Origin of the sequence: Commensalibacter intestini A911, assembly GCF_000231445.1 — a bacterium.
Taxonomy (GTDB): Bacteria; Pseudomonadota; Alphaproteobacteria; order Acetobacterales; family Acetobacteraceae; genus Commensalibacter; species Commensalibacter intestini.
Genome location: NZ_AGFR01000012.1, coordinates 35285 through 57227, shown reverse-complemented (window position 1 = coordinate 57227; position 21943 = coordinate 35285). Strand labels below are relative to the sequence as shown.

The 21943-nt window shown below is 36.1% G+C and carries 18 protein-coding genes and 1 pseudogene; 12 read left to right on the top strand and 7 right to left on the bottom strand.

Annotated features, from left to right (window positions below):
- Nucleotides 1–31: 31 nt before the first annotated feature.
- The gene (locus CIN_RS10210; RefSeq protein WP_008855021.1) at nt 32–481 is read right to left on the bottom strand and encodes a hypothetical protein; all 450 of its coding nucleotides are present in this window, start codon (nt 479–481) and stop codon (nt 32–34) included.
- A gap of 489 nt (nt 482–970) precedes the next feature.
- Here CIN_RS10210 and gap point away from each other — a divergent pair, with 489 nt between their 5' ends.
- Entirely contained in the window at nt 971–1990 is a 1020-nt protein-coding gene (gene gap, locus CIN_RS10205) for a type I glyceraldehyde-3-phosphate dehydrogenase (protein WP_008855020.1), read from the top strand.
- A gap of 2 nt (nt 1991–1992) precedes the next feature.
- Nucleotides 1993–3222 (top strand): phosphoglycerate kinase, encoded by a 1230-nt coding sequence (locus CIN_RS10200; protein ID WP_008855019.1) that lies wholly within the window; start codon nt 1993–1995, stop codon nt 3220–3222.
- A gap of 70 nt (nt 3223–3292) precedes the next feature.
- On the opposite strand, the gene CIN_RS10195 is transcribed toward CIN_RS10200, so the two are convergent.
- A complete protein-coding gene (locus tag CIN_RS10195; RefSeq protein WP_008855018.1) occupies nt 3293–5176 on the bottom strand; it encodes an SIR2 family protein in 1884 nt (627 codons plus the stop codon).
- 219 nt (nt 5177–5395) lie between these two features.
- Between CIN_RS10195 and CIN_RS10190 the strand changes: the two genes are divergently transcribed.
- The 3 genes from CIN_RS10190 to CIN_RS10185 are packed head-to-tail and all read left to right on the top strand — an operon-like array spanning nt 5396 to nt 7587.
- Entirely contained in the window at nt 5396–6220 is an 825-nt protein-coding gene (locus CIN_RS10190) for a carbon-nitrogen hydrolase family protein (protein ID WP_008855017.1), read from the top strand.
- A 50-nt stretch (nt 6221–6270) separates the two neighbouring features.
- Complete coding sequence (locus tag CIN_RS12040) at nt 6271–6408, top strand: hypothetical protein (protein WP_008855016.1); 138 nt, start codon at nt 6271–6273, stop codon at nt 6406–6408.
- Between the two features lie 15 nt (nt 6409–6423).
- Nucleotides 6424–7587 (top strand): APC family permease, encoded by a 1164-nt coding sequence (locus CIN_RS10185; protein ID WP_211475723.1) that lies wholly within the window; start codon nt 6424–6426, stop codon nt 7585–7587.
- Nucleotides 7588–7663: 76 nt separating this feature from the next.
- Here CIN_RS10185 and CIN_RS10180 read toward each other — a convergent pair whose 3' ends face one another.
- Together CIN_RS10180 and CIN_RS10175 are read right to left on the bottom strand one after the other, a co-directional pair.
- Complete coding sequence (locus CIN_RS10180; protein ID WP_008855014.1) at nt 7664–8125, bottom strand: RidA family protein; 462 nt, start codon at nt 8123–8125, stop codon at nt 7664–7666.
- A 12-nt stretch (nt 8126–8137) separates the two neighbouring features.
- Nucleotides 8138–9685, bottom strand: coding sequence for a TSCPD domain-containing protein (locus CIN_RS10175; RefSeq protein WP_050798427.1), 1548 nt, complete (start codon nt 9683–9685; stop codon nt 8138–8140).
- Between the two features lie 337 nt (nt 9686–10022).
- Here CIN_RS10175 and CIN_RS10170 point away from each other — a divergent pair, with 337 nt between their 5' ends.
- The 6 genes from CIN_RS10170 to CIN_RS10145 all read left to right on the top strand — a co-directional run bounded on the left by CIN_RS10170 (nt 10023) and on the right by CIN_RS10145 (nt 14475).
- A complete protein-coding gene (locus CIN_RS10170) occupies nt 10023–10391 on the top strand; it encodes an NADH-ubiquinone oxidoreductase subunit NDUFA12 family protein (RefSeq protein ID WP_008855012.1) in 369 nt (122 codons plus the stop codon).
- A gap of 15 nt (nt 10392–10406) precedes the next feature.
- Nucleotides 10407–10946 carry an outer membrane lipid asymmetry maintenance protein MlaD gene (mlaD, locus tag CIN_RS10165; RefSeq protein WP_008855011.1) on the top strand — a complete coding sequence of 180 codons (540 nt, stop codon included), beginning with the start codon at nt 10407–10409 and terminating at the stop codon, nt 10944–10946.
- Between the two features lie 11 nt (nt 10947–10957).
- Nucleotides 10958–11164, top strand: coding sequence for a hypothetical protein (locus CIN_RS10160; RefSeq protein ID WP_008855010.1), 207 nt, complete (start codon nt 10958–10960; stop codon nt 11162–11164).
- Nucleotides 11161–11715, top strand: a complete 555-nt coding sequence (locus CIN_RS11585; RefSeq protein WP_050798426.1) for a DUF2155 domain-containing protein — start codon at nt 11161–11163, stop codon at nt 11713–11715. The genes CIN_RS10160 and CIN_RS11585 overlap by 4 nt, the downstream gene beginning before the upstream one ends.
- A 164-nt stretch (nt 11716–11879) precedes the next feature.
- A complete protein-coding gene (locus CIN_RS10150; RefSeq protein ID WP_008855008.1) occupies nt 11880–12401 on the top strand; it encodes a disulfide bond formation protein B in 522 nt (173 codons plus the stop codon).
- Between the two features lie 37 nt (nt 12402–12438).
- On the top strand, nt 12439–14475 hold the full coding sequence (locus CIN_RS10145; protein WP_008855007.1) for an NAD(+) synthase: 2037 nt from the start codon (nt 12439–12441) through the stop codon (nt 14473–14475).
- Nucleotides 14476–14536: 61 nt separating this feature from the next.
- Here the strand turns inward: CIN_RS10145 and CIN_RS10140 are convergent, their stop codons facing one another.
- The 3 genes and pseudogenes from CIN_RS10140 to CIN_RS11580 all read right to left on the bottom strand — a co-directional run bounded on the left by CIN_RS10140 (nt 14537) and on the right by CIN_RS11580 (nt 19900).
- Complete coding sequence (locus CIN_RS10140; RefSeq protein ID WP_008855006.1) at nt 14537–15157, bottom strand: tetratricopeptide repeat protein; 621 nt, start codon at nt 15155–15157, stop codon at nt 14537–14539.
- 115 nt (nt 15158–15272) lie between these two features.
- A pseudogene (locus CIN_RS10135) lies at nt 15273–16493 on the bottom strand (protein kinase domain-containing protein); the annotation flags it as partial.
- 284 nt (nt 16494–16777) lie between these two features.
- Nucleotides 16778–19900, bottom strand: coding sequence for a glycosyltransferase (locus tag CIN_RS11580; RefSeq protein ID WP_008855004.1), 3123 nt, complete (start codon nt 19898–19900; stop codon nt 16778–16780).
- A 507-nt stretch (nt 19901–20407) separates the two neighbouring features.
- Here CIN_RS11580 and CIN_RS10125 point away from each other — a divergent pair.
- The gene (locus CIN_RS10125) at nt 20408–21832 is read left to right on the top strand and encodes a beta strand repeat-containing protein (RefSeq protein ID WP_008855003.1); all 1425 of its coding nucleotides are present in this window, start codon (nt 20408–20410) and stop codon (nt 21830–21832) included.
- The last annotated feature ends 111 nt before the right edge of the window (nt 21833–21943 follow it).

Below are 21943 nucleotides of genomic sequence, written 5' to 3'. Positions count from 1 at the left end.
TAGGCCTCTTTATTGTTTTTTAAATAGTATTTTATTTTATATTCACTTGAACGACATTTTTTTGAACGGAACCGTCTGCTTTTGCAGACATTAGAATTTGTTCAGGTCTGGCACCAGCCTTGATAATGGCTTGTGCAACATCTTGGCCATTTTCTTGAATTGTTTTTTGCATGGCTTCTTGTTGTGTCGCAGGTGCCTCAGAAATAGGGGTAACAATCGTTACTAAGAACATAGCATCCGGTTTTCTTTTTAATGCGTCTTTGACCAGAGTTGTTAGTGGTTTAGCCCATTGTTCCCCTGGTGTGCCTTGAACAATTTCAATTGGAGGTGCAGGAGGTGGTGGTGCAGGAGGTGCAGGAGGAACATAAGGAACAGGTCTACGTCCAGCACTAGGATTAAATGTTCTTTGATCGACCAGCTTACAGGCATTTAGTGCCAAAAGGCTGCTTACAACAATAAAAGTCTTAGAGTAACGGGTCATATTTTATACTATTTACAAACGGTCTTTATGAAAGAGCTTCTCTTAAATAAAACAAGTTTTATTTAGGGACGAATTTAGATTTTTCGTTTTTATCATATTCATAAGAATATTGTCTGTAAAATTCAATGAAAATTGAAAATTTTAAAAGGAGTAGGGGAAAATAAACACAGATTTTCCATTATAAGAAACTATAAAAATTTATACAATCTTATATCTATAAAAAATATGATGTAGATATAGAGAATATATTTAATTTTGTTGCTTAATAAAAAAAATATTGACAAGGGCTCGATAACGTTTTCACATTAGCAATATTTAGAAAATCAAACAGATTCTTTTCATAATAGGATACACAGTTTTTTAAAGATATAGTCATCAAAAAATTGTGACTGATTTTCAAAAATCGAGTATGATGTAGAAGGCTTAATAAGTTACGGAACATATTTAAGTTCTGAGTAACGTGATATATCTTAAGGAGATTTAATTATCATGGCTATTAAAGTTGCAATTAACGGTTTTGGTCGTATTGGTCGTTTAGTATTACGTAGTATCATTGAAAAAGGTCGTACAGACGTAGAAGTTGTTTTGATTAACGACCTTGGTAGTGCAGAAGCAAATGCACATCTATTAAAATACGATACCGTTCATGGTCGTCTTCCTGCAGATATTACAGTCGAAAATAACACCATGACCATTAAACATGCAGGTAAAACTTTTGGCCCAATCAAAATTACTGCAGAAAGAGATCCAAGCAAACTACCTTTACAAGGTGTGGATGTTGCTATGGAATGTACAGGTCTATTTACAACCAAAGCTGCTGCTAGTGAACTTTTAAAAGCAGGTGCTCGTAAAGTATTGATTTCTGCACCTGGTAAAGAAGTTGATGCAACTGTTGTTTATGGTGTTAACCAACAAGTTATCACAGGCGATATGACCGTTATTTCTAACGCTTCTTGTACAACAAACTGTCTTGCTCCTATTGCTAAAGTGCTTCAAGACACAGTTGGTATTGAATTCGGTAGCATGATCACCATTCACTCTTATACTGGTGACCAACGTACAGTTGATACATTACACAAAGATTTACATCGTGCACGTGCAGCTGCTCAAAATATTATCCCAACAACAACTGGTGCAGCAAAAGCTGTAGCTCTTGTTATTCCTGAATTAAAAGGAAAATTGGATGGGATTGCTATTCGCGTTCCAACCCCTAACGTTTCTTATGTTGCATTAGAATTCGTTCCAACCAAAATCCCTGGTTCAATCGAAGAATTAAATGCATATTTCAAAAAAGCTGCTGAAGGTGCATTAAAAGGTATTCTTGCTTATAATGATGAACCATTGGTAAGCTCTGATTTTAACCACACATTCGTATCTTCTACATTTGATGCAACTCAAACAGGTTTCATCGATGGTGGTAAAATGATCCGCGTTGCTGGTTGGTATGACAATGAATGGGGTTTCTCAACCCGTATGTCTGATACAGCTGTTATCCTAGGAAGCAAATAATCATGGGTGATCAAAAAGCGTTTAAAACGCTTGATGATCTTGTTGATTGTAAAGGTAAAAAAATCTTGTTACGTGGGGACTTAAATGTTCCCACTCATGATGGCAAGATTTCTGATACAACAAGATTAGAGCGTTTAGTACCAACTATCCAAGAATTAGTGAAAAAAGGTGCTAAGGTTATCGTTTGTAGTCACTTTGCCCGTCCTAAAGGGAAAGTGGTTCCAGAAATGTCTTTACGTCCAGTTGGCGAAGCATTGGCTTCTGTATTGAAGTTACCTGTTGCGTTTGCTGATAACTGCATTGGTCCAGATGCTCAAAAAGCTGTGGATGCAATGAAAGACGGCGATGTTCTTTTACTTGAAAACACCCGCTTCCATGCTGGTGAAGAAAAGAACGATCCAACATTATCTCAAGATCTAGCATCTTTGGCAGATATTTACGTTGATGATGCATTCTCTGCAGCTCACCGTGCACATGCGTCAACAGAAGGCGTTACAAGATATCTTCCTTCTTTTGCTGGTCGTTTAATGGAAAATGAACTGAATGCGCTTGGTCGTGCATTAGAAAATCCAAAACGTCCAGTGGGTGCGATTGTTGGTGGTTCAAAAATTTCTACGAAGCTTGACCTTTTATCCAATATGATTGCTAAAGTTGATGTATTGGTTATTGGTGGGGCAATGGCAAATACTTTCCTTGCGGCTCAGGGCGTTAAGGTTGGTAAGTCATTACAAGAAGCAGAAATGCACGATACAGCTCGTGAAATTATGGCAAAGGCAAAAGAAAAAGGATGTAAAATCCTTCTTCCTGTGGATGTTGTTGTTGCAGCTGAATTGAAAAACGACCCAGCAACTAAAATTGTTGATGTGAACGCAGTTCCTGATGACCAAATGATTTTGGACGTTGGGCCTAAAACTGTTGAAGTGTTAAATAAAGCATTAACCGAACTAAAAACTTTAGTTTGGAACGGTCCTTTGGGTGCATTTGAATTCACTCCGTTTGACAAAGCAACCAACGCTGTGGCTCAAGAAGCTGCTAAATTAACCAAAGCTGGTAAATTAGAAAGCGTTGCTGGTGGTGGTGATACGGTTTCTGCATTGAAACATGCAGGCGTGATCCATGATATGTCTTACGTTTCCACCGCTGGTGGAGCATTTCTAGAATGGCTAGAGGGCAAAGCCCTTCCTGGTATTATTGCTTTGACAACATTAGCGAGAGAGACCATTCCTCTATAGGATATAAAGAAAGGGCTGATTATTCAGTCCTTTTTTGTTGTAAATCATTTGATTAGATATCTTTAAATTTTTATTGAGAGAATAAAAGATTTAATAAAAGATACTCTTGGATGATACTAAAGCCGCTTTTTACTAATTCTTTTCGAAGTGTCATATTATTGAAGAAACTTCTAATCTCTGACATTGAGGTAATAAAAGTAGCTTCTGTAGGTAGTCTTAGCTGAGTTAGGCAGTACCACTCATTTGATATATTAAAAAGGTCGTTTTGCAGTTGCACAATATTATCTACTTTGCGTTGATCAGTAATTTCTTTTGTTATGATATTTTTAGCATCGTTATCAAGTTTATTCCATTTATCCTCTATATTAACTAAAAAAGTAAAATAATAGAATAAACCTACTGTAAATGCAGCGGTGTAACTATCAATGGATAATTTATTTAGCCATAATTTTATTAAATCGTTATGATTGCTCGTTTTATTTTTTTTATTTTCCATTCTACTATATGCAAAAAAATACCACATTGGTGTATCAGTTGTGCTGTCTGATAGATTTTTTACATACATTCTTTTTAATGGAAATGTAAGTAAATCATGTAGTTCTTTCCATCGTTCTGCTTTGGTTAGAGCAACGCCATAAAGAGTGAAAAGTAAATGTGCAGGATAGGATAAATTACTATTATCTTCCCAATAAGCGTTTTTATTAGATGGCATTTCCCAGTAAGCCTCTCCTGATAGCTTGTTCCTAAGCTTATCACATATTAATTGGATAAAATTACATACTAATTTGACTTCTTTATCTCCATTTTTTCCATATATTCCTAATATCCCAACCATTTTAGCTAATGTTTGTGTTTGGGCTTCGCAAATGGAGAATTTATCTTCCCAATCACGAGTTATCCACTTGTTTTTATGAAATTTTTTAAATTCTAATAACTGTGTAGTCAGTACTTCTTTAAACAAATCATCAATTCTGATTCTATTTTTCTCTGGCTCTGATAGATAGTCTTTGAGTGTAGATAAAATCAAAACCTCAGTTCTGGGACGACGTAGGCTCAGTTTTTCGATTTGTTCTACTTTTTCTTGCAGTTTAGTGAAGAATCCATCGGCACCACCTATTTTATTTTTATTTGTGGGAATAACATTGCCTTTACGTTCCTCGACTATTTGGCTCGCATCTTCACCAAGTTCACCATAACTTGCCCAAAATAATGAATAACGTCTGCTGGTCGCTGATCGTATCGTTTGTTTTAATGCGATATCCCATGCAGCAGACCAACCACAGACAACCAGCCCATAATCATTAAAAATGTGCTTTAAAAGCTCTTTATATTCACCAGGATATTCAGATAATTCACCTATTGTATTTTTAATTCGATGATCTTTATAATCGCCATGCACTTTGATGAGATAACAGAGAGAATGATCCAGAGGGTCTTGTCCTAACAAGTCATCTTCTGAATTAATAACCGTCGGCGTAATTCCTACCTGATGAAATGCTTGTTCTAATAAACGATCAAAATTAGTCGTGATAATAACTTTGATAAACCCATCTTTGACCAGTTTCGCAATTGCATGATGTGCTTTTGTTGGGGCTTTTTTGCCTTGTGTGATGTCTTCAGAAGATGGCTCTATATAGGCTTTAATAATGGATTGACGTTCAGTTTCTGTATTTCCTAACTTTTCTAAAAGATCAGAATAATCAGGTTGTTTTTTATATTTGTCTACATACCACTTTGCCCAATATTGATCACGCTCTTGGTCATTTTCAAAATCAGGCTCCTTTTCACCACATCCAACTGCATAGCGTGCAATTAAATCACAGGTAATACCCCAGCCAGTCTTAATACCAGAGGATAAAGATATTCCTGATCCTAATAATAATGCATATACGCCTTTATTTGCTTGTATCGTAAAAGCAAGTTTTGTCAGTGGGTCTTCACCAAATTGATCCATGCTTTATCCTTTCGTTGCACAATATTGTTTTTCAATAATATTCCGAAAAGAAAATAGTTCAAATTTTATACGAAATGTATTTTAACAAATGCTAAAAATTGTAGTCACACTTTAAATATTATTTTGAAAGATTATATTTTACTATTCACATTAAGAGATAGTTTGTTATCATAAACATAGATTTTTTGTAATTATAGTAAAGATAGTAAGATAAAAACGATGGAAATTGAACTGGTTCAACTGGAATGTAAGGATGGAGATAAAGCGTATAATCTAAATAAGGCAGTTGACGCAGTTATTAATTGCTCAGAGTTGACTGATATTTTGGTTTTTCCAGAAACTTATTTAAGTGGTTTTCCAACGAAGGAAAATTTAAAAACGATATCGGAGCCTTTAGATGGTCCCAGTATGACACGTCTGATCTCTTTTGCACAACAAAAGGATGTCGCGATTGCGATTGGTTTTGCAGAAGAGCATCAAGGTAAATATTACAATACGACCGTTTTTATTACGCCAGAAAATGGCGTTTTGGCTTATTATCGTAAAACGCATTTATGGCTGACAGATCAAGGGATTTTTGATGCGGGAGATCGCTATAGCTGTGTTGAATGGCGTGGGGTTAAAATTGGTTTTCTTATTTGCTTTGATATTGAATATCCAGAATCAGCTCGTGCTTTGGGAGAGCTTGGTACGGAACTACTCATCGTTACCAATGGCAATATGGATCCATATGCTCAAACGCATCGCACTGCAATTATGGCTCGTGCTCAAGAAAACCAGCTTTTTGCTGTAATGGTCAATCGTGTTGGTTTAGGAGATGGCAATTTAACCTTTCATGGTGGCAGTTGCGTGGTGAATCCTGCAGGACATTTGCTTTGCGAAGCTGGCAGAGAAGAATGTGTTATGCGCGTAAATATCGATCCCAAACAAGTTAGCCAATATCAAACAGAGTTTCATTATCTTAAAGAACGTAGAGTAAAGTTGAGCAATAAAGTCATTCAACATCAAGATCAGCATTCTCATTGGATGATTGCGTCGGACTAAATTTATTTATCAAGATGTACATGGTATAATTTATAATAGGGAAATAAGCATTGCCTCATTTATCACGAACACTTTCTTTGGCTGCGGTTGTCTTATTCGGCGTGACTTATATGGCGCCGATTATTGTTTTGGGGACTTTTGGTATGTTGGCCGAAGAAACCAAAGGAAACGTGCCAACTGCATATTGAGCAGCGTCAATTGCAATGTTATTTACTGCGCTGAGTTATAGTCATATGGCAAGAGCCTATCCCGTAGCAGGCTCAGCATATACTTACGTTCGTCGATCTATTAATAGTAAGCTAGGATTTTTAGCAGGCTGGTCTATTTTATTAGACTATTTCTTTATTCCTATGGTGATTTGGTTAATTGGTGCTTCCTTTTTGCATTCTGCTTTTCCTCATATATCTCTGAGTTTTTGGTTAATTGTATTTATTGTTTTAACGACGATTATTAATGTGATTGGGCTGGAGTTTGCTAAGAGTATCAATAGCTTATTAATGCTAATTCAATCATTAATTATCGTAGCCTTTATTGTTTTATGTATTCACTATGTAACAACGGATGGCACAACACCTTTGTTTTCTTTAAAACCACTTTGGAATCAGGGGGCTCATCTATCGTATATTTTGGCGGGTGGAGCAGTTGCTTGTTATTCATTCCTTGGGTTTGATGCAGTGACAACGCTTGCCGATGAAACCAAAGAACCGAAGAAAATTATTCCAAAAGCAATTATCTTAGTGACGTTGGTTGGCAGCGCTATTTTTATTATTACGTCTTACTTTGTTCAGTTGGCGCATCCTTCTTTTGTTTTCCATGATGTAGATTCCGCTGCAAGTGAAATTGCTATGAATATTGGTGGTGATATTTTTGCGTCATTCTTTTTGATTGGTTTAATTGTTGGACAGTTCGCCTCTGGCGTGTCAGCACAGACGAGTGCATCCAGACTATTATATGCGATGGGTCGAGATGGCGTAATTTCAAAAAGGTTTTTTGGGAAGTTAAGTCCTAGATTTTCAACGCCAGTGAATAACGTTGTTTTATGTGGCGTTGTTGCATTAATTGGAACTCAGATTGATGTCTTAACAGCAGCATCTTTTATTAATTTTGGTGCTTTTCTGGCATTTATGTTGGTGAATATTTCAGTGATTAATCACTTTTGGATTAGAGAGAAACAACGCGCTGGGTTACAAATTATTTCTTATTTACTTTTTCCAATTATTGGGTTTTTAACAACCTTTTGGTTATTTGTGAGTTTGGATAAACTTGCATTAATCTTAGGGATTATCTGGTTAGCTTTAGGGATTATTTATTTAGCCTTTTTAACGGATTTCTTTAAGAAAGATCCACCAGAAATAACGCTTGATTAAGATGTAAAAAAAAGGACGAGTAGAAGATTTCTATTCGTCCTTTTTTTATAGAAAATATAAAGCTTAATAAAAAAAATTATTTTAACTCAAACCAAGCTTCGACTTCAACACAAGCATCCATTGGTAAAGAAGCAACACCAAAAGCAGAGCGTGCGTGACGTCCTGCGTCACCGAAAACTTCCACAGCAAGGTCAGAGGCACCGTTCATCACAACTGCTTGTTGTGTGAATTCAGGAGTGCTGGCAATAAAGCCTCCTAAACGAACCAGTTTATTGATTTTGTTTAAGTCGCCTAAAGCAGCTTGAGCTTGAGCAAGAATATTAATCATGCAGAAACGTGCAGCTTGAACACCTGTTTGAACTTCGACTTGTTTACCTAATAAGCCTGTTGCGAATAATTTACCATCAACCAAAGGTAGTTGCCCTGAGATAATTAAAGAATTTCCAGTTTGCATGGTTGGTACATAATTTGCCACTGGAGCAGCAGGCGTTGGTAAAACAATGTTTAATGCTTTTAGGCGTTCTTGTATGGTGGACATGATAATTTCCTTTTAACTAACCAATTTAAATTTACGATTGCGAGGATGAGGGGAAGATGGTGGATTTTCATCATCTTCAGGTAACTCTAACGGTAACATAGGAACTGTATCCTCACCAACATGTAAATTATTTGGTGCATCAGGTAAGGATTCATTCAAATAAACATCTGATAAAACCCTGAAACTATAGTCTAAGAAAGACGTTGCATATAAGGCATTTGGATCACCTTCGACGGTCCCAGCAACCCCAAAACGACTATACGCGAAATGAGAGACATAGTCTTTTAAAGGCGCACCATATTGTAATCCAATACTCACGGCTTGGCTCAGACTATCGAGTAATCCTTTGACCATAGCGCTTTCTTTAGTTGGCGTAATAGACACTTCTCCAAGAGAGCCGTCCTCGTATTCTCCAGTTCGTAAGAATAACCCACGTCCTGCAATACTTGCTTTTTGGGTAATGCCTTTGCGACGTGGTGGTAATGGTCTTTTCGTACCACGAGTCAGCATTGCTTTTTGAGATAAAGGATAAGTAATCTGACTTGGTCTTGCAGGCATATGCGTGACAAACCCAGCCAACGCTTGGTGCATGGCATAATGTGCTTGACTGGATGGCGGTGTTAAGATTTGTTCTCCAGCAAGAGAGGCTGCCAAGGCAGATTCTAAAGTTAATCCTTTATGAGCTAATCTTGCAAGCGTGCTGAAATTTAATAGCCCATCTTCTCTTAATGGAGAGAAAATAGGTGCAAGTCCACAAGATTCTGATCCTAATAATAAGTCACTTGGGTTGCCTGGTAATGAAAAGCTGGTATCGATGCGTTCTAAACGAGATTGTGGTTCATCGGATGCTAATGCCCAGATCTCTTTTGCTGTAGAAGCCAACTCTGGTAAGGCATTCCAATCAGGAGATAAAGGTAAAAAGTCAGAGCCACAGCCCGCATTTGCAAGTAAAGTCGCAAAACAAGTGACGCAACAGGCAATATCTCTGCCATCATTGCTGCCATAATCAAACCCTAATTGTGCTAAGCAAGCATCGAGATTAGAAAGATAAATAATCCCAGCACTTGGTTGAGGTGCGAATTCGAGCTGTTTATCGTCATCTTTGCGAGAAATAGATTCGGTTGGCTCTAAAAAAGGCAACTCACCATTCATAAAATTGGCTTGTTGTCTATATAAAATCCGTAATGTTTCAGCAGCGATTTGTAAAACATGACGATAAGATTGGGCATCAAACCCCGTTTCAGCAGATGCGAACGCAGCCAAGTTAATGGTAATACTTAACTTCTGACTTGTATCATGCTTCCAAATACTTTCATTGGGACAAGCTTGCCTATGCAACAAGATGTTTTCCCAATTTTTTACTGTAAATTGATCGGTTTGCTCGCAAAGGGGCAATAACCAATTTGCTGTTAACACTTCAGCTTTAATCGGAGAGACATCCAGTTGATGCTCGGGGCATAGCTGAAGGATCGCCGTCGCTGCGTTACTTTCCCAATCTTCGGGAATTGTTACAGAGTATAAAGGTGCATCGGGGTCAATCGCAGTTTGCAGATTGCGCATCCTGATACCATTCCAGAGATGTTTTGCTTTCATAATACATAAAAGTGTAAGGGGTTTTTAATGGGATTATAAGAGGGATAATTACGTAAAAATTTATACACCCCTATGGATATAGTGGATATTGTGGATAAAATTTATTTTATAAAAATGAATGATGTTTTTGTATTTAAAGATATCATTGAAGAGGTCATATATAAAATTGCTCAAAGATTTATAAAAATAATTTAAAAGTTTTTTGCTCTTTTTTTATGAAAAGGGTATATTTTTATGCAAGAGAATTCTATATAAGAATTTCATATTACTAATTATTAATAGATAAATATACTGAACTAGGATCATGACAACATTAGGAACACGCCTTCATACGATGTTTAAAGGACGCTTGGTCGGCAAAGACGCAGACGGACGTTCTTATTACGAATCTCGTAAACAAAACCGCCTTGGTGGTGGGGAACCGCGTCATGAGCGTTGGGTTATTTATAAAAAAGGTGAGGATCCTTCTGTGGTTCCTCCTGAATGGTGGGTATGGTTGCATCATGGTGCTGATGCAGCGGTTCCTGTTTCTAAACGTCATCCGTGGCAGGTTCCATATAGCCCAAATCAAACAGGTTCTGCAAAAGCATATCACCCGCAAGGCAGCGATTATGCAGGCGGAAAACGTGCAAAGGCAACTGGAGATTATGAAAGCTGGTCTCCAGAAGAATAGGTAAAGTTTATCCATATGTTTGTTACTTCTTTAAGAAAAACACAGCAGATTTTTGAGCTAATTACAGGATTAATTGTTATTGTTGTGTTTGTCACAGCAGTTGTATTTGCAATTGTTGGGCATGGGCAAAGTAAAGATGATGGGTATCCTTTAAAAGCTTCGTTTGAACATATTGATGGGTTAGATGTTGGATCAGATGTGAAATTAGCAGGGGTTACTGTAGGTCAAGTGACGCATGAGCTCGTTAGCCCAAAAGATTTTAAAGCAACGGTTACTTTTTCTGTACGTCCTGATATTCGTTTACCTGTTGATACCGCAGCCATTATTACAAGTGATAGCTTGTTAGGCGGAAAATATATTGATCTTTCTCCTGGTGGTGATGAGGCTGTATTAAAACCAGATCAATTTATTACGCATACTCAAGGTTCTATTAGCTTACAAGAATTGCTCAGTAAGTTTATTTTCTCTGTAACAGATAATATGCCAAAATCTGATAATTCAAAGTCAGACGCTAATAAGCCAGCAAGCAGCGCTCCTTCTTCAGGTTTAGAGTAAAAGGCAGAAAAATGACTGAATATCCTGTTTGGTCTCAGTCAAATCAGCAGCCTGTTCTTTGTAAAGAGAAGATTAAAATCTTGAATGAAAATTATGCAGAATTAGTGCAAGCCATGCAAGATTATTTTGAGGATGCAATGATTATGGGGGTTGATGAACAGGCTATGCGGGATTTATTAAAACAAATAGTGGATCAGTTACGGAGTCCAGTGCTTTGAAAAAGCTTTTTCTTGTTTCTCTCTTTGCTTTATCTGGTATAGTGAGAATCTCTGCTTATGCGGTTACCCCTGATGCTTCTGATACATCCAAGCCATCAGATGCGAATAAACAGCAGGCTGCTTTACCTCCTGTAGATACATGGTATAGCCAACCTAAGGCAGTGGTAAGAGTATTAAATAAATTGGAATCTAGTGTAACGACATTAACGATTCCTGTCGGTGGAAATGCACAATATAAAACACTAACCATCGCGGTAAAAAATTGTGTTGTTCGCCCGACAACTGCTTCTCCAGATAGTGCAGCGTTTGTTACTGTTACCGATAGTCAGCTTTCAACTAATCCATTTTCAGCATGGATTTTTGTTGCAGAACCTGGAGCATCTGTATTTGAGCATCCTCTTTATAATGTTAGTCTTTCTGGATGTGCAGGCGAGATAAGTAGTAAGCCATTAGAAGTGAAACCAACAACCAGTCAGAGTGAACAAAAAGAGCCAGCAAATCAAAATGATTTAGAACAATCTCTGGAGCATTCCATTCAATCTCAACATTAAGAATAAATGATAAATAATTCTATATTTAAGTCTTGAGAAACGAGAATTCTCAGGGCTTTTTTATTAAGTATAAGATAAGCATATGATTTTATGCGTGTTTGATTCTTTATTTTATAGTAAAATATACGTCTATTTTATGTATTAATATTGTAAAGGCTTCCATTGTGTCTTATCAACATCGACAATCTATTAAAAATCTAACAGGGATTCTAATGGTTTTGGCAGGAGGATTTGCGTTAGGATTTGCGTGGATAGCTGAAAATATATGGAATATGGCTCCTTGTGGCTTGTGTTTATTAGAACGCTGGCCTTATCGTATTTTAATTGTTGCAGGCTTCTTTCTATTATTGGTTCGAGGTGCATTAGTAACTTGGGTTAAAGCAATTATTGTGTTGATTTTATTGGTAAGTCTGGGTCTGTCTTTTGTACATATCGGGGTTGAGGAAGGATGGTGGATGAGTCCTTTGCCTGAATGTTATGCAGTGGCTAGTCATACTCAAGATTTAGCAGCACGTTTTATGGAAATGCCAGATCGTCCTCATAAACCTTGTGATTTGCCTTCTTATTTATTTAATTGGTTACCGATATCTCTAACGATGATGAATGGATTTTATTCTTTGGTATTGCTGATCTGGGTAATGATTAGTAACGAACTAGAGAAAAAGTCTTCTCGTAAATTCAGTTAATTATTTTTTTATATCGTGCCTTATAGGAGAGTCTCCTTTGAAAAATTTTTATTCTCTTTATGAACATAATTTATTAAGAGGTGCTACCTGTAATTTTGTTGTTAAATTAGCAGATCCTTTTGAAAATGCTCAGCAAATGATTTCGTTGGCAGAGCAAGCTAACCAACAAGGTGTAGCTTTATGTGTTTTTCCAGAGCTTTCATTGACAGGGTATTCCATTGAAGATCTGAGGTTACAACAGATTTTGTTAGAAACAACGGTGCAAGCGATTGGCAATATTTGCCAAGCTACAAAACACTTAACTTCTATTTTGGTGATAGGTGCGCCGCTTGTTTTTAAGGGAGCCTTATATAATTGTGCAATTGTGCTTCATAAAGGGCAGATTTTAGGTATTGTTCCTAAATCTTTTCTACCGAATTATCGTGAATTTTATGAGGCTCGTCAATTCATTAGCGGACAGCATACCTTACAAGAGGAAATAACACTATTAGGTCAAAAGGTACCTTTTGGTGTTGATTTGCTTTTTGCAGCGATTGATTACCCTGATTTTGTCATGGGTATAGAAATTTGTGAAGATCTATGGGTTCCGATTCCTCCGAGTAGCTATGCTTGTATTGCGGGTGCCACGGTCATTGCGAATTTGTCTGCGAGTAATATTACCATTGGTAAAGCAGAAAAGCGCATTTTGTTATGTCAGTCCCAATCTGCTAGAGGGATTTGTGCGTATTTATATGCTGCTGCGGGGCAAGGGGAATCCTCCACAGATGTTGCATGGGATGGACAATTATCGATTATCGAAAACGGACAAGTTTTAGCACAAAGTGATCGTTTTCCAGAAGGACAGCTTTGTTTGGTAGCAGATATTGATTTAGATATTTTACGTCAAGAGCGCTTGCAAATGGGTAGTTTTCATCAAAATGAATCCGCTCGTTATCAGTATAGAACGGTAGAATTTACGTTAAATCCAACATTAGAAACAATTGGATTAAAAAGACCTCTAGAACGTTTTCCTTTTGTGCCGTCAGATACTCAACGTTTGGAACAAGATTGTTTTGAAGCTTATATGATCCAAGTGTCTGCGTTAAAACAACGGATTCAAGCAATCGGTGCAAAAAAACTAGTAATTGGAATTTCTGGTGGTCTTGATTCAACACAAGCGTTGTTGGTTGCGGTTCAGGTTGTAGATGAGTTGAAGATGGGTAGGGATGCCATTTTAGGCTATACTATGCCAGGCTTTGGAACGAGTTCTGAAACCAAACGAAATGCTGAGGCATTGATGGAGACATTGGGAATCCAATGGGAGTGTTTGGATATCCGTCCTGCGGCAGAGCAAATGTTAATAGATATGAAGCATCCTTATTCCGAAGGGCAAGCTGTTTATGATGTAACCTTTGAAAATGTGCAAGCTGGATTAAGAACGGATTATCTCTTTAGGTTAGCCAATCATCATCATGGGATTGTTATTGGAACTGGAGATTTGTCTGAACTGGCTTTAGGATGGTGTACTTACGGGGTTGGTGATCAAATGTCACATTATAATGTGAATGGTGGTTTGCCTAAAACGTTAATTCAGCATCTTATTCGTTGGGTGATTCACTCTAAACGCTTTTCTGATGAGGCAGGAGAGATCTTACAACGCATTTTAGATACAGAGATTTCACCAGAGTTAATTCCATCACAAGATAATAAAACATTGCAAAGCACAGAGGAAAAAATAGGCCCATATGCATTGCAAGATTTTAACTTATATTATAGTTTGCGTTATGGATTAAAGCCTTCAAAAATTGCCTTTTTATCTTATTCAATTTGGTCGGATACTCAAAAAGGTACTTGGTTAGAAGGGTTTCCAGAAGATAAAAAGAAAGCTTATTCATTATCAGAAATTCGTCATTGGCTAGAAGTATTTATGAAACGTTTTTTCGCTTTTAGTCAGTTTAAACGTTCTGCGATGCCGAACTCACCGAAAGTTTCTGCAGGAGGCGGATTATCTCCTCGTGGAGACTGGCGTGCACCTTCAGATGGCAATGCGACGATTTGGATGAATGAGTTGTTGGAGAATGTGCCAGAGAAGTAAAATTCTGGCTTCTATACAGTAAGATTGAGATTGTTTTACTGTATAGAGATAAAATATATTGTTATTTTTTTGTGTCTTGTTTTTCGAATTTTTTGTAGTTTTCACAGCCTTGATGGCTATCATTTAGGCAAGCTTGTTTGAAATTATCGAGTGCGGCACTTTTTGTTTTATGAACGCCAAGTCCATCTTGATACAATATTCCAATATTATTATAAGCATTGCCATATCCTTGAGCAGCAGCTTTTTGATAATATTCCATTGCTTTTGGATAATCTTTTTTAATACCTTTACCATCTTGATACATTACGCCAAGATTATACTCGGCTATAGGATTGTCTTTACTAGCAGCTTGTTCAAATAATGCTTTTGCTTTTGCATAGTCTTGAGGAATAGCATCCCCTTTTTGATACATATTACCAAGATTAATCATCGCAACTACACCGCCTTTGGCAGCAGCTTTTTCATACCAATCTCTAGCTGTAAATAAATTCTTTTTAACGCCAAATTTTCCAAATTGATAGATTTGACCAAGGTTTTCTTGTGAAGCAACGTCACCTTGTGTAGCAGCTTGTTTAAGAGTTTCTAATTGTTGAGATGTATATTCTTGTTGTTGTGCAAAAGAAGCGTTGGAACCTAAACATGTTAGGCCAATAGCAGCTAAAAATACATATGCTTTTTTCATCTAAAATCTCCTTAATAAAATGTATTAATAGTTACTATACGCCTATTTTTCATTTCACTCGTTCACTTTTTTCGTGAGGTTGGATTGATGAGCTATTAAAGAATGTACCGAAATATTAGAAAGAAATAGGTTGATTATGCTGTGATACATTAATTGTTTCTAAATAATCACGAATTAATGACGATTTGCAGTGTGTTGCTGAAATATTATTTATAAAGCAATCTGGATTATCTCTCATGATATTTATGATTTGTTGGGCAAGTATTTCATCAGTGATATTGTAAATTAATTGATTACAGGTATTCATGGCTGCATATCGATGCATATATTGTGCAAAGTGGATAGAAAGTTCTAATGCTTTGATTTTGTGTGGAGTGGTTACATCTTTGGCATCGACTAAGACAGCCATAATATTTGCTACAGTCTCTGCAAAGGAGAATGGATGATGTGAATCATATAAAAATGTAGAGTATAGTGAAAGTAGGAGTTGAAGTGTTTCTTGTAACTGAAGATTTGTAAAATATAAAAAGAAGTTAGTAGTAGATATCTGATAAAGGAATGATTCTTTATCGTTTGTATAATGTAAGTTCCTGATAAACTGTTTAATATCTTCTATGTTGTTAGGGGAATTACTCTGTAGAATAGCTTCTAATTGTTTATCAAGCTTTGTGGATATACTCTTTCTTTGTAATATTACATCGTAACTCGTTGTTACATCTTGTTTCATATCAAGAATATTTTGGTATCTGTCTTGCTTATTCTGTGAACAAGCTTTACTTAAAATATAACTTACGTGATTGTGAATATATTGATTATCAATGAAGTAAGTAGGATTAGTTCGTGTAAATAAGGCATATATAGTCTTGCCTAACATAAAAATATCAGAAGTGGTGTCTGCATATTTAAAACCACTAGATGTAAACTCAGGAGGATAATATCCTTCCGTCATCCAATATTGTGAGGTATCTGTACAACGAGTCGAAGAATCAGGTTCTAGACCTAAACCAAGATCAGATATAATGAGATACCCATTATCATTAATTAAAAAATTTTGAGGTTTAATGTCTCTATGGAATATATTAAGTGAATGTAGATTGTAAATACAATCTATCATTTGATAAATTATATTTTCTTGATTTTCATAATTATGTAGCCATTCAAAAGGAATACGAGTTAAATCACCTTGCTTATAAAACGGCATGATGAAGTAAGGTTGATTACAATCTAAGTTTGAATACAATATTGGAACAACCGTTGGTGTGGTGTCTAATTTCTCTAATAATCGAACTTCACGTTTAAAACGCCTCATATATTCTTCATTCTGAGGAAATTTACAATATTTTAGAGCTCAAACTCCTTGTAATTCTCTAGTTACATCTTCGACAAGGAGTATTTGTCCCATTCCTCCAGCATTGTAATTATCGTTAACTATTTTAAATCTATTATCGAACAACATTATTATTTAACCTTATAATTATATATTTAGTAACTATAGTGTAACATAAAAATGTTTTAAGTTTAGGAGATGAAATATTTTATTATAGTTATAATGTTCAGTATTAGAATTTATAATTTTGAATTAATAAAAGCTAATACTGAAATGATATTAGCCTTATATAATTAGTCTTTTTTCTTATTAATCCAAGGAGAATCCTCAGGCAGAACCAGTTTGATCCAAGGATGTCGATTAGCAAGGTAAGACGTTACTTTTGGTTTGTGGTAGGTTTGTTCTGTCACGGTGCTGGTCATAGAGGAAAAATGTGCACGATATTCTGCAATAGCTTCTTTTACCTGTGTACCTTGAATGCCGAGTTCTGCTAGACGGCACCAAATATCATAATCTTCCCAGCCCATCGCATCACGTTGCACATAATAACCTCCTGCTGCTGCCCATGCCCATTTTGCCAACATCACCATAGCATCGATGTAATTTCCAACGGTTAAGCGTAATGGGTGGAAAGGCACATGCCCACCTGTGGCTTCCCCAGCACCAAAGTGACGTAAATGAGGGTAAGCATACCCAATAGCAGTATCTTTCATTCTTGCTAATAATTTTTCACAACTATCAGGAAGTAAACGATTATCAGCGTCTAGTTGCATAGAATAAAGGGTTTCACTTGCAGCGATACCAATATTACGTGCACCTCCCAATCCTGCATTTTTTAAAGAGCGGTGAAGTTGAAGGCGATTAAAGCGATTCTTGTGATCTTTTGCCCATGCTATAATGAGTTCTATAGAATCGTCAGAAGAGCCATCATCCACAATAATCATATCAATATGTTTCAACGTTTGTGCTTTAACAGATTCCATCGCTTCGATAATAAACTTGCTGTAATTATATGAGGTAATGACCACGGTAACTTCAGATTCTTGTAAAGAATCATGATCAAATAAAAGTTCACTTTCTGGAACGATAGGCATGCCAAGATTTTTATAGTCTTTGCGTGCAATCATTGTTTCCATTGCTTGAGCCGCCCCTTTTTCACTCGTGAGGCTTAATAGCATTGTATCGCATAGATAGGATTGGCGTTGAGTGCTGAAATTCCACAAGACATCATGATAAGCATCTTGAGCCATTTTTTGTCGTAAAGAAGAGTCATCAATAAGTTGTAGTAAATATTGTTCCCATTCTTCTGTATTATGAGCAAGAAATCCGGTGACTCCATGTTGAATACAACGCGTTAATGGCCCTGTTGGAGAAACAACAGAGCAAACATTTGCTAATGCTGCTTCGAAGAATTTGAGCTCACTTTTTGCATTACAAAACACATTATCAGCCTCCAATGGTGCAATTGAAATATCAAATCTGGCTAACTCTTGTGGGAGTTGTTTTAACGGGACGGTATCTCGCCATTCTATACGATCTTGGAAATCTTTCAGTTTAGGGAACTCATTCATATGTAAAATAGGACGATGATTTTCTGGTTCTCTGAATAGAACTAATCTCACATCAGGGCGCTTTTTGAAAATAGATAATAAGGCAGGAATGACTAATGCGAAATCTCGTTGATGTGTGCGTGTTCCTGAAGCATATCCGATTCTAATATAGTTATCGTTCTTGTTGGCTTTATGAATACGACTAAAGAAGCGAGAGACACGAACACAGTCATCATCAAAGATATTAGGTAAGGTAAATACTAACGGGCCAGCGTGTTTTGGAATAAGCTCTTGAGCCATATGCTCACGCATTTCTTGAGTTGTAGCGACTGCAAAGTCAGTACGCATCAAGGTTTGTTTCATATTTCCAAAAGTGCGAGAGGTTTCAGCCTCTGTCGTGCCAATAGTACGAATCCCATCAATAATCTCTATATAAGCAAAATGCGGTTTAAAGACAATATCATCTGCATCAAAGGCAGTTAGTGTGTTGTATTCTTTTGCTACATCGACAATCCCCAGGATATGTCCACTAAATTCTACACGCCAGAAAATTAGGATATCTGCCCATTCAATATCTTGAGGGGAAACATTTGCCGCATTAATGACTTTGGCTTTGTGTCCAGCCATATTACAGGCTTCAGCATTACGGTAACAACGATAAATTACACCAGGAGTATTAGGTTCTCCAGCAACAAAAATAATATGGCGTGATGTGTCTTGTGTTGAAGGTGTTAGGTTTAACTCCCTAGGGACAACAGGAGTAATATCAGGATAGTATTCGGCAGGGATATGAGGTGCAGGAACGGGAAGGAATGTAAGAAGATTTTTGAGTTTTTTAGGCAAAAAGAATGTAAAGAAACGATATTTTTTTAATAAATAATGAATACTGTTAATTTTCTCTTCTGTATTATGTCTCCATAATGAAAATTCATGAAGAGCATTGTGAGACGCTCTTAGTTGATCCGCATATGTGTTGGAAATAGAAATAGATGTATTTAACTCTTTCGAGGTGTGGGTAAGAGCATTGTGTAGTGATTCTATTTCTTTATGTAATTTTTCTCTTTCTAAAGAGGTGCTTTCTTTGATCGCACTTATCGCGTGTTGATTTGCTTTTTCACGGTAATATATATCTTGTTCTAATAGGTAAGTTTCAGTTTTTGCTTCGATGATTTGTTTTTTGTTATTGATGTTTTTGTGTTGAATGGCATTTGTTTTTAAAAGCCAATATTCATCTTGTAATGCGCAGTGTGTTTTAAAAGAATGTTCTAATTTTGGCGTGTTTTTTAACGTAAAGAGTTCATTTAATACGCTTGGCGTTGCATCCCCTGTATATAAAAGTAGTAATCCATGATGATGTGTGAATTCAAAGAAAGGATATTGTTTTTTCCATTTCTGAATAAGATTGCGATTTTCTTTAGCGATAGAATTTTGATGATATAATGCATTGAAAATAAAAATTGTATCTTTGGGAAGGCTCTTTTCTAATACAGATAAAATGGGATCACTCTTGATTGTTTGATTACTAATATCCATATAAATCAAAGAGAAAGAAGAAAGAGGCGTTTCTGTTGTTAAAGGAATAAGTGTTTCAGGAAGGAGGTTGTTACAGTTTGTATTTCCGTAGCATTGGCCTGTGAGGTTGAGAATATGTGTTAAAATACAAAAAATATTTTGTGTATTTTGTTCTATAGTATCGAAAATAGCTATTTTGTTTGGTGTGGCAATTTTTAGAAGCCACGTTAAAAAAGTTTGATGAGGGTGCGGTTTTTGTTGTGATAAAAAGGCAGATGATAAGAACCATTCATCATAATAACTGAGTATATCTTGTAAAGAAATGAGGTTAGAAGATGAAAGTTTTTGTGCCATAATTACAATAGTCCCTGTAGTTTTACGTTAATTGACAGATACCTTATTTTCTTTGAATAGCAAGTAATAGTATGGATTTAATGCATAAAATTATTAAATAATTTTCGTTATGATCTTAATCAATCTTTTGTTTAAAAATATTATTGCTTTTTCTAATGTTTTTTTTCATATTGCTTATGATTATATATATGTATAATTTATAAGAATAGATAATAAAAGAGTTATTACTTCGGATTTATGGTGAAGTGACCTCAGGTCTAGTGTGTTATAGTAGCCATAATATTAACAAAAGATGTAACAAACATTTTAAATTAGTAAGAAGATGTTTGATCAGTAAGTTGTCTATGACGTTAATATAAGATATATTGATGCTGTTTGTAAGGATTTCATTATTAAAATAATGGAGAAAAATAGGCAAAATATACTATTTTAAGCCACATTTTTATGTGAAATTCTTATAAGAAAAAATCTGAAACTATTTAATTTTCATCGTGAGGAATAGAATAAATGGCGATTACAATTACAGGCGCTAATGGAGATACAGTCAGTGTAGGTGCAGCGACAGGTCGTGCAAGAGCTCCTGCAGCAGCACTTCAATCAGAAATCAATAGTGGTATTGCTGATGGGTCAATTGTTGCATATGATATTTATCCTTCATCTGGTAACCCTGATAATACAACAAATGCAAAAGAAGCAGCTATTGTGCAAGAGTCTGGTACTTATGCAGTGCCAAATACTTATCGTTATATTGTAGTAGCTGATGATGATGGCACAAATAGCGGTGCTGTAACATTAAATAGTCCTGATTTTCTTCTTGGTACTGTAAGTATTTTGGCAGGCAGAACATCTGGAACAACATATAATGCTGGCAATGAAGCTGGTACTTTAATCAACACTGTTGGTAATTTGACTTTTGATGGTTCTGGTAAAACAGGTGCTTGGACAATTTATACAGGTGATGGTGAATCTACAGTTACAACCACTAATGCAAATAATAAGATTAATACAGGTACTGGTAAGACCTCTATTGCATTAGGCTCTGGAAATAATACTATTTATTCTCAAGGTCAAGATACGATTACTGGTGGTGCAGGCGGATATAATACTGTGACTTTGACGGGTGCAAAATCACAAGTAACTATGGATGATAATACATTAATTCTTGATACAGGCACAACCAATGCTATTTCTGTAGGTAAAAATTCAACTGTTACAGGTGGAAGTAGTGGGACTGTTACGTTTGCGAATGGTGGAACACAAAACATTTACCAAGGTGGAAGTGGAGAAACTGTAAGTGCAACAACTAGTGGTACTGAGTTAAAAGTAATCCACGGTGCAGATACTTCTTATGATATTAATGGTAAAATTAATTTCTTGAATGGTACAGGTACAACCACATTGACAGCAACGGATCAGTTAACTGCATTTGGTGCATCTGATTCTAACTATACTATGAATGCTAGTGGTAGTAACACAGGTTTATTTGTTGCTGATAAAGGGAATGAAACTTTAAATGCTTCAGGTTCAACTATAGGTATACAAATCTACGCAAACACAGTTTCTGGTGCAACAGCTAATTTTGTAGCAACTGGTGGTTCTGGTAATGATACTCTAGCTGCAGGTATTGGAAATACCACATTTACTGGTGGTGCTGGTGACAATTTATTTATGTTCACTAAAGGTGCTACAGGTAATGGAAATACAGTCATTACAGACTTTGGCACCAGTGGTAATAATAAAATTGGCTTATTTAATTATGGCTTAGATGAAAGCAGTTTAGCAACATTACTACAAAATTCTAAGAATGATGCTAGTGGTAATGCTGTTCTAAGTCTTGATGATAGTCAGACAGTAACTCTTCAAGGTGTTTCTGTTTCTGATTTAAATGCGAGCCGTTTTGAAGTTTTGAATGCAACAGCTAAAACAGCTTAGTATTCTTGTTTAATTATTACGTAAATATACTTAGCAATTCAAATCGCTAAGTATATTGCTTGCTGAATGTTAATTATTTGTTTGTTTGTTAAAGTCATTGATTTTTTTACA

Excerpts from the sequence above, each read along its gene's own strand:
- CIN_RS10210 (WP_008855021.1), bottom strand. The coding sequence starts at position 481 with ATGACCCGTTACTCTAAGACTTTTATTGTTGTAAGCAGCCTTTTGGCA.
- gap (WP_008855020.1), top strand. The coding sequence starts at position 971 with ATGGCTATTAAAGTTGCAATTAACGGTTTTGGTCGTATTGGTCGTTTA.
- CIN_RS10200 (WP_008855019.1), top strand. The coding sequence starts at position 1,993 with ATGGGTGATCAAAAAGCGTTTAAAACGCTTGATGATCTTGTTGATTGT.
- CIN_RS10195 (WP_008855018.1), bottom strand. The coding sequence starts at position 5,176 with ATGGATCAATTTGGTGAAGACCCACTGACAAAACTTGCTTTTACGATA.
- CIN_RS10190 (WP_008855017.1), top strand. The coding sequence starts at position 5,396 with ATGGAAATTGAACTGGTTCAACTGGAATGTAAGGATGGAGATAAAGCG.
- CIN_RS10185 (WP_211475723.1), top strand. The coding sequence starts at position 6,424 with ATGTTATTTACTGCGCTGAGTTATAGTCATATGGCAAGAGCCTATCCC.
- CIN_RS10180 (WP_008855014.1), bottom strand. The coding sequence starts at position 8,125 with ATGTCCACCATACAAGAACGCCTAAAAGCATTAAACATTGTTTTACCA.
- CIN_RS10175 (WP_050798427.1), bottom strand. The coding sequence starts at position 9,685 with ATGCGCAATCTGCAAACTGCGATTGACCCCGATGCACCTTTATACTCT.
- CIN_RS10170 (WP_008855012.1), top strand. The coding sequence starts at position 10,023 with ATGACAACATTAGGAACACGCCTTCATACGATGTTTAAAGGACGCTTG.
- mlaD (WP_008855011.1), top strand. The coding sequence starts at position 10,407 with ATGTTTGTTACTTCTTTAAGAAAAACACAGCAGATTTTTGAGCTAATT.
- CIN_RS10160 (WP_008855010.1), top strand. The coding sequence starts at position 10,958 with ATGACTGAATATCCTGTTTGGTCTCAGTCAAATCAGCAGCCTGTTCTT.
- CIN_RS10140 (WP_008855006.1), bottom strand. The coding sequence starts at position 15,157 with ATGAAAAAAGCATATGTATTTTTAGCTGCTATTGGCCTAACATGTTTA.
- CIN_RS11580 (WP_008855004.1), bottom strand. The coding sequence starts at position 19,900 with ATGGCACAAAAACTTTCATCTTCTAACCTCATTTCTTTACAAGATATA.
- CIN_RS10125 (WP_008855003.1), top strand. The coding sequence starts at position 20,408 with ATGGCGATTACAATTACAGGCGCTAATGGAGATACAGTCAGTGTAGGT.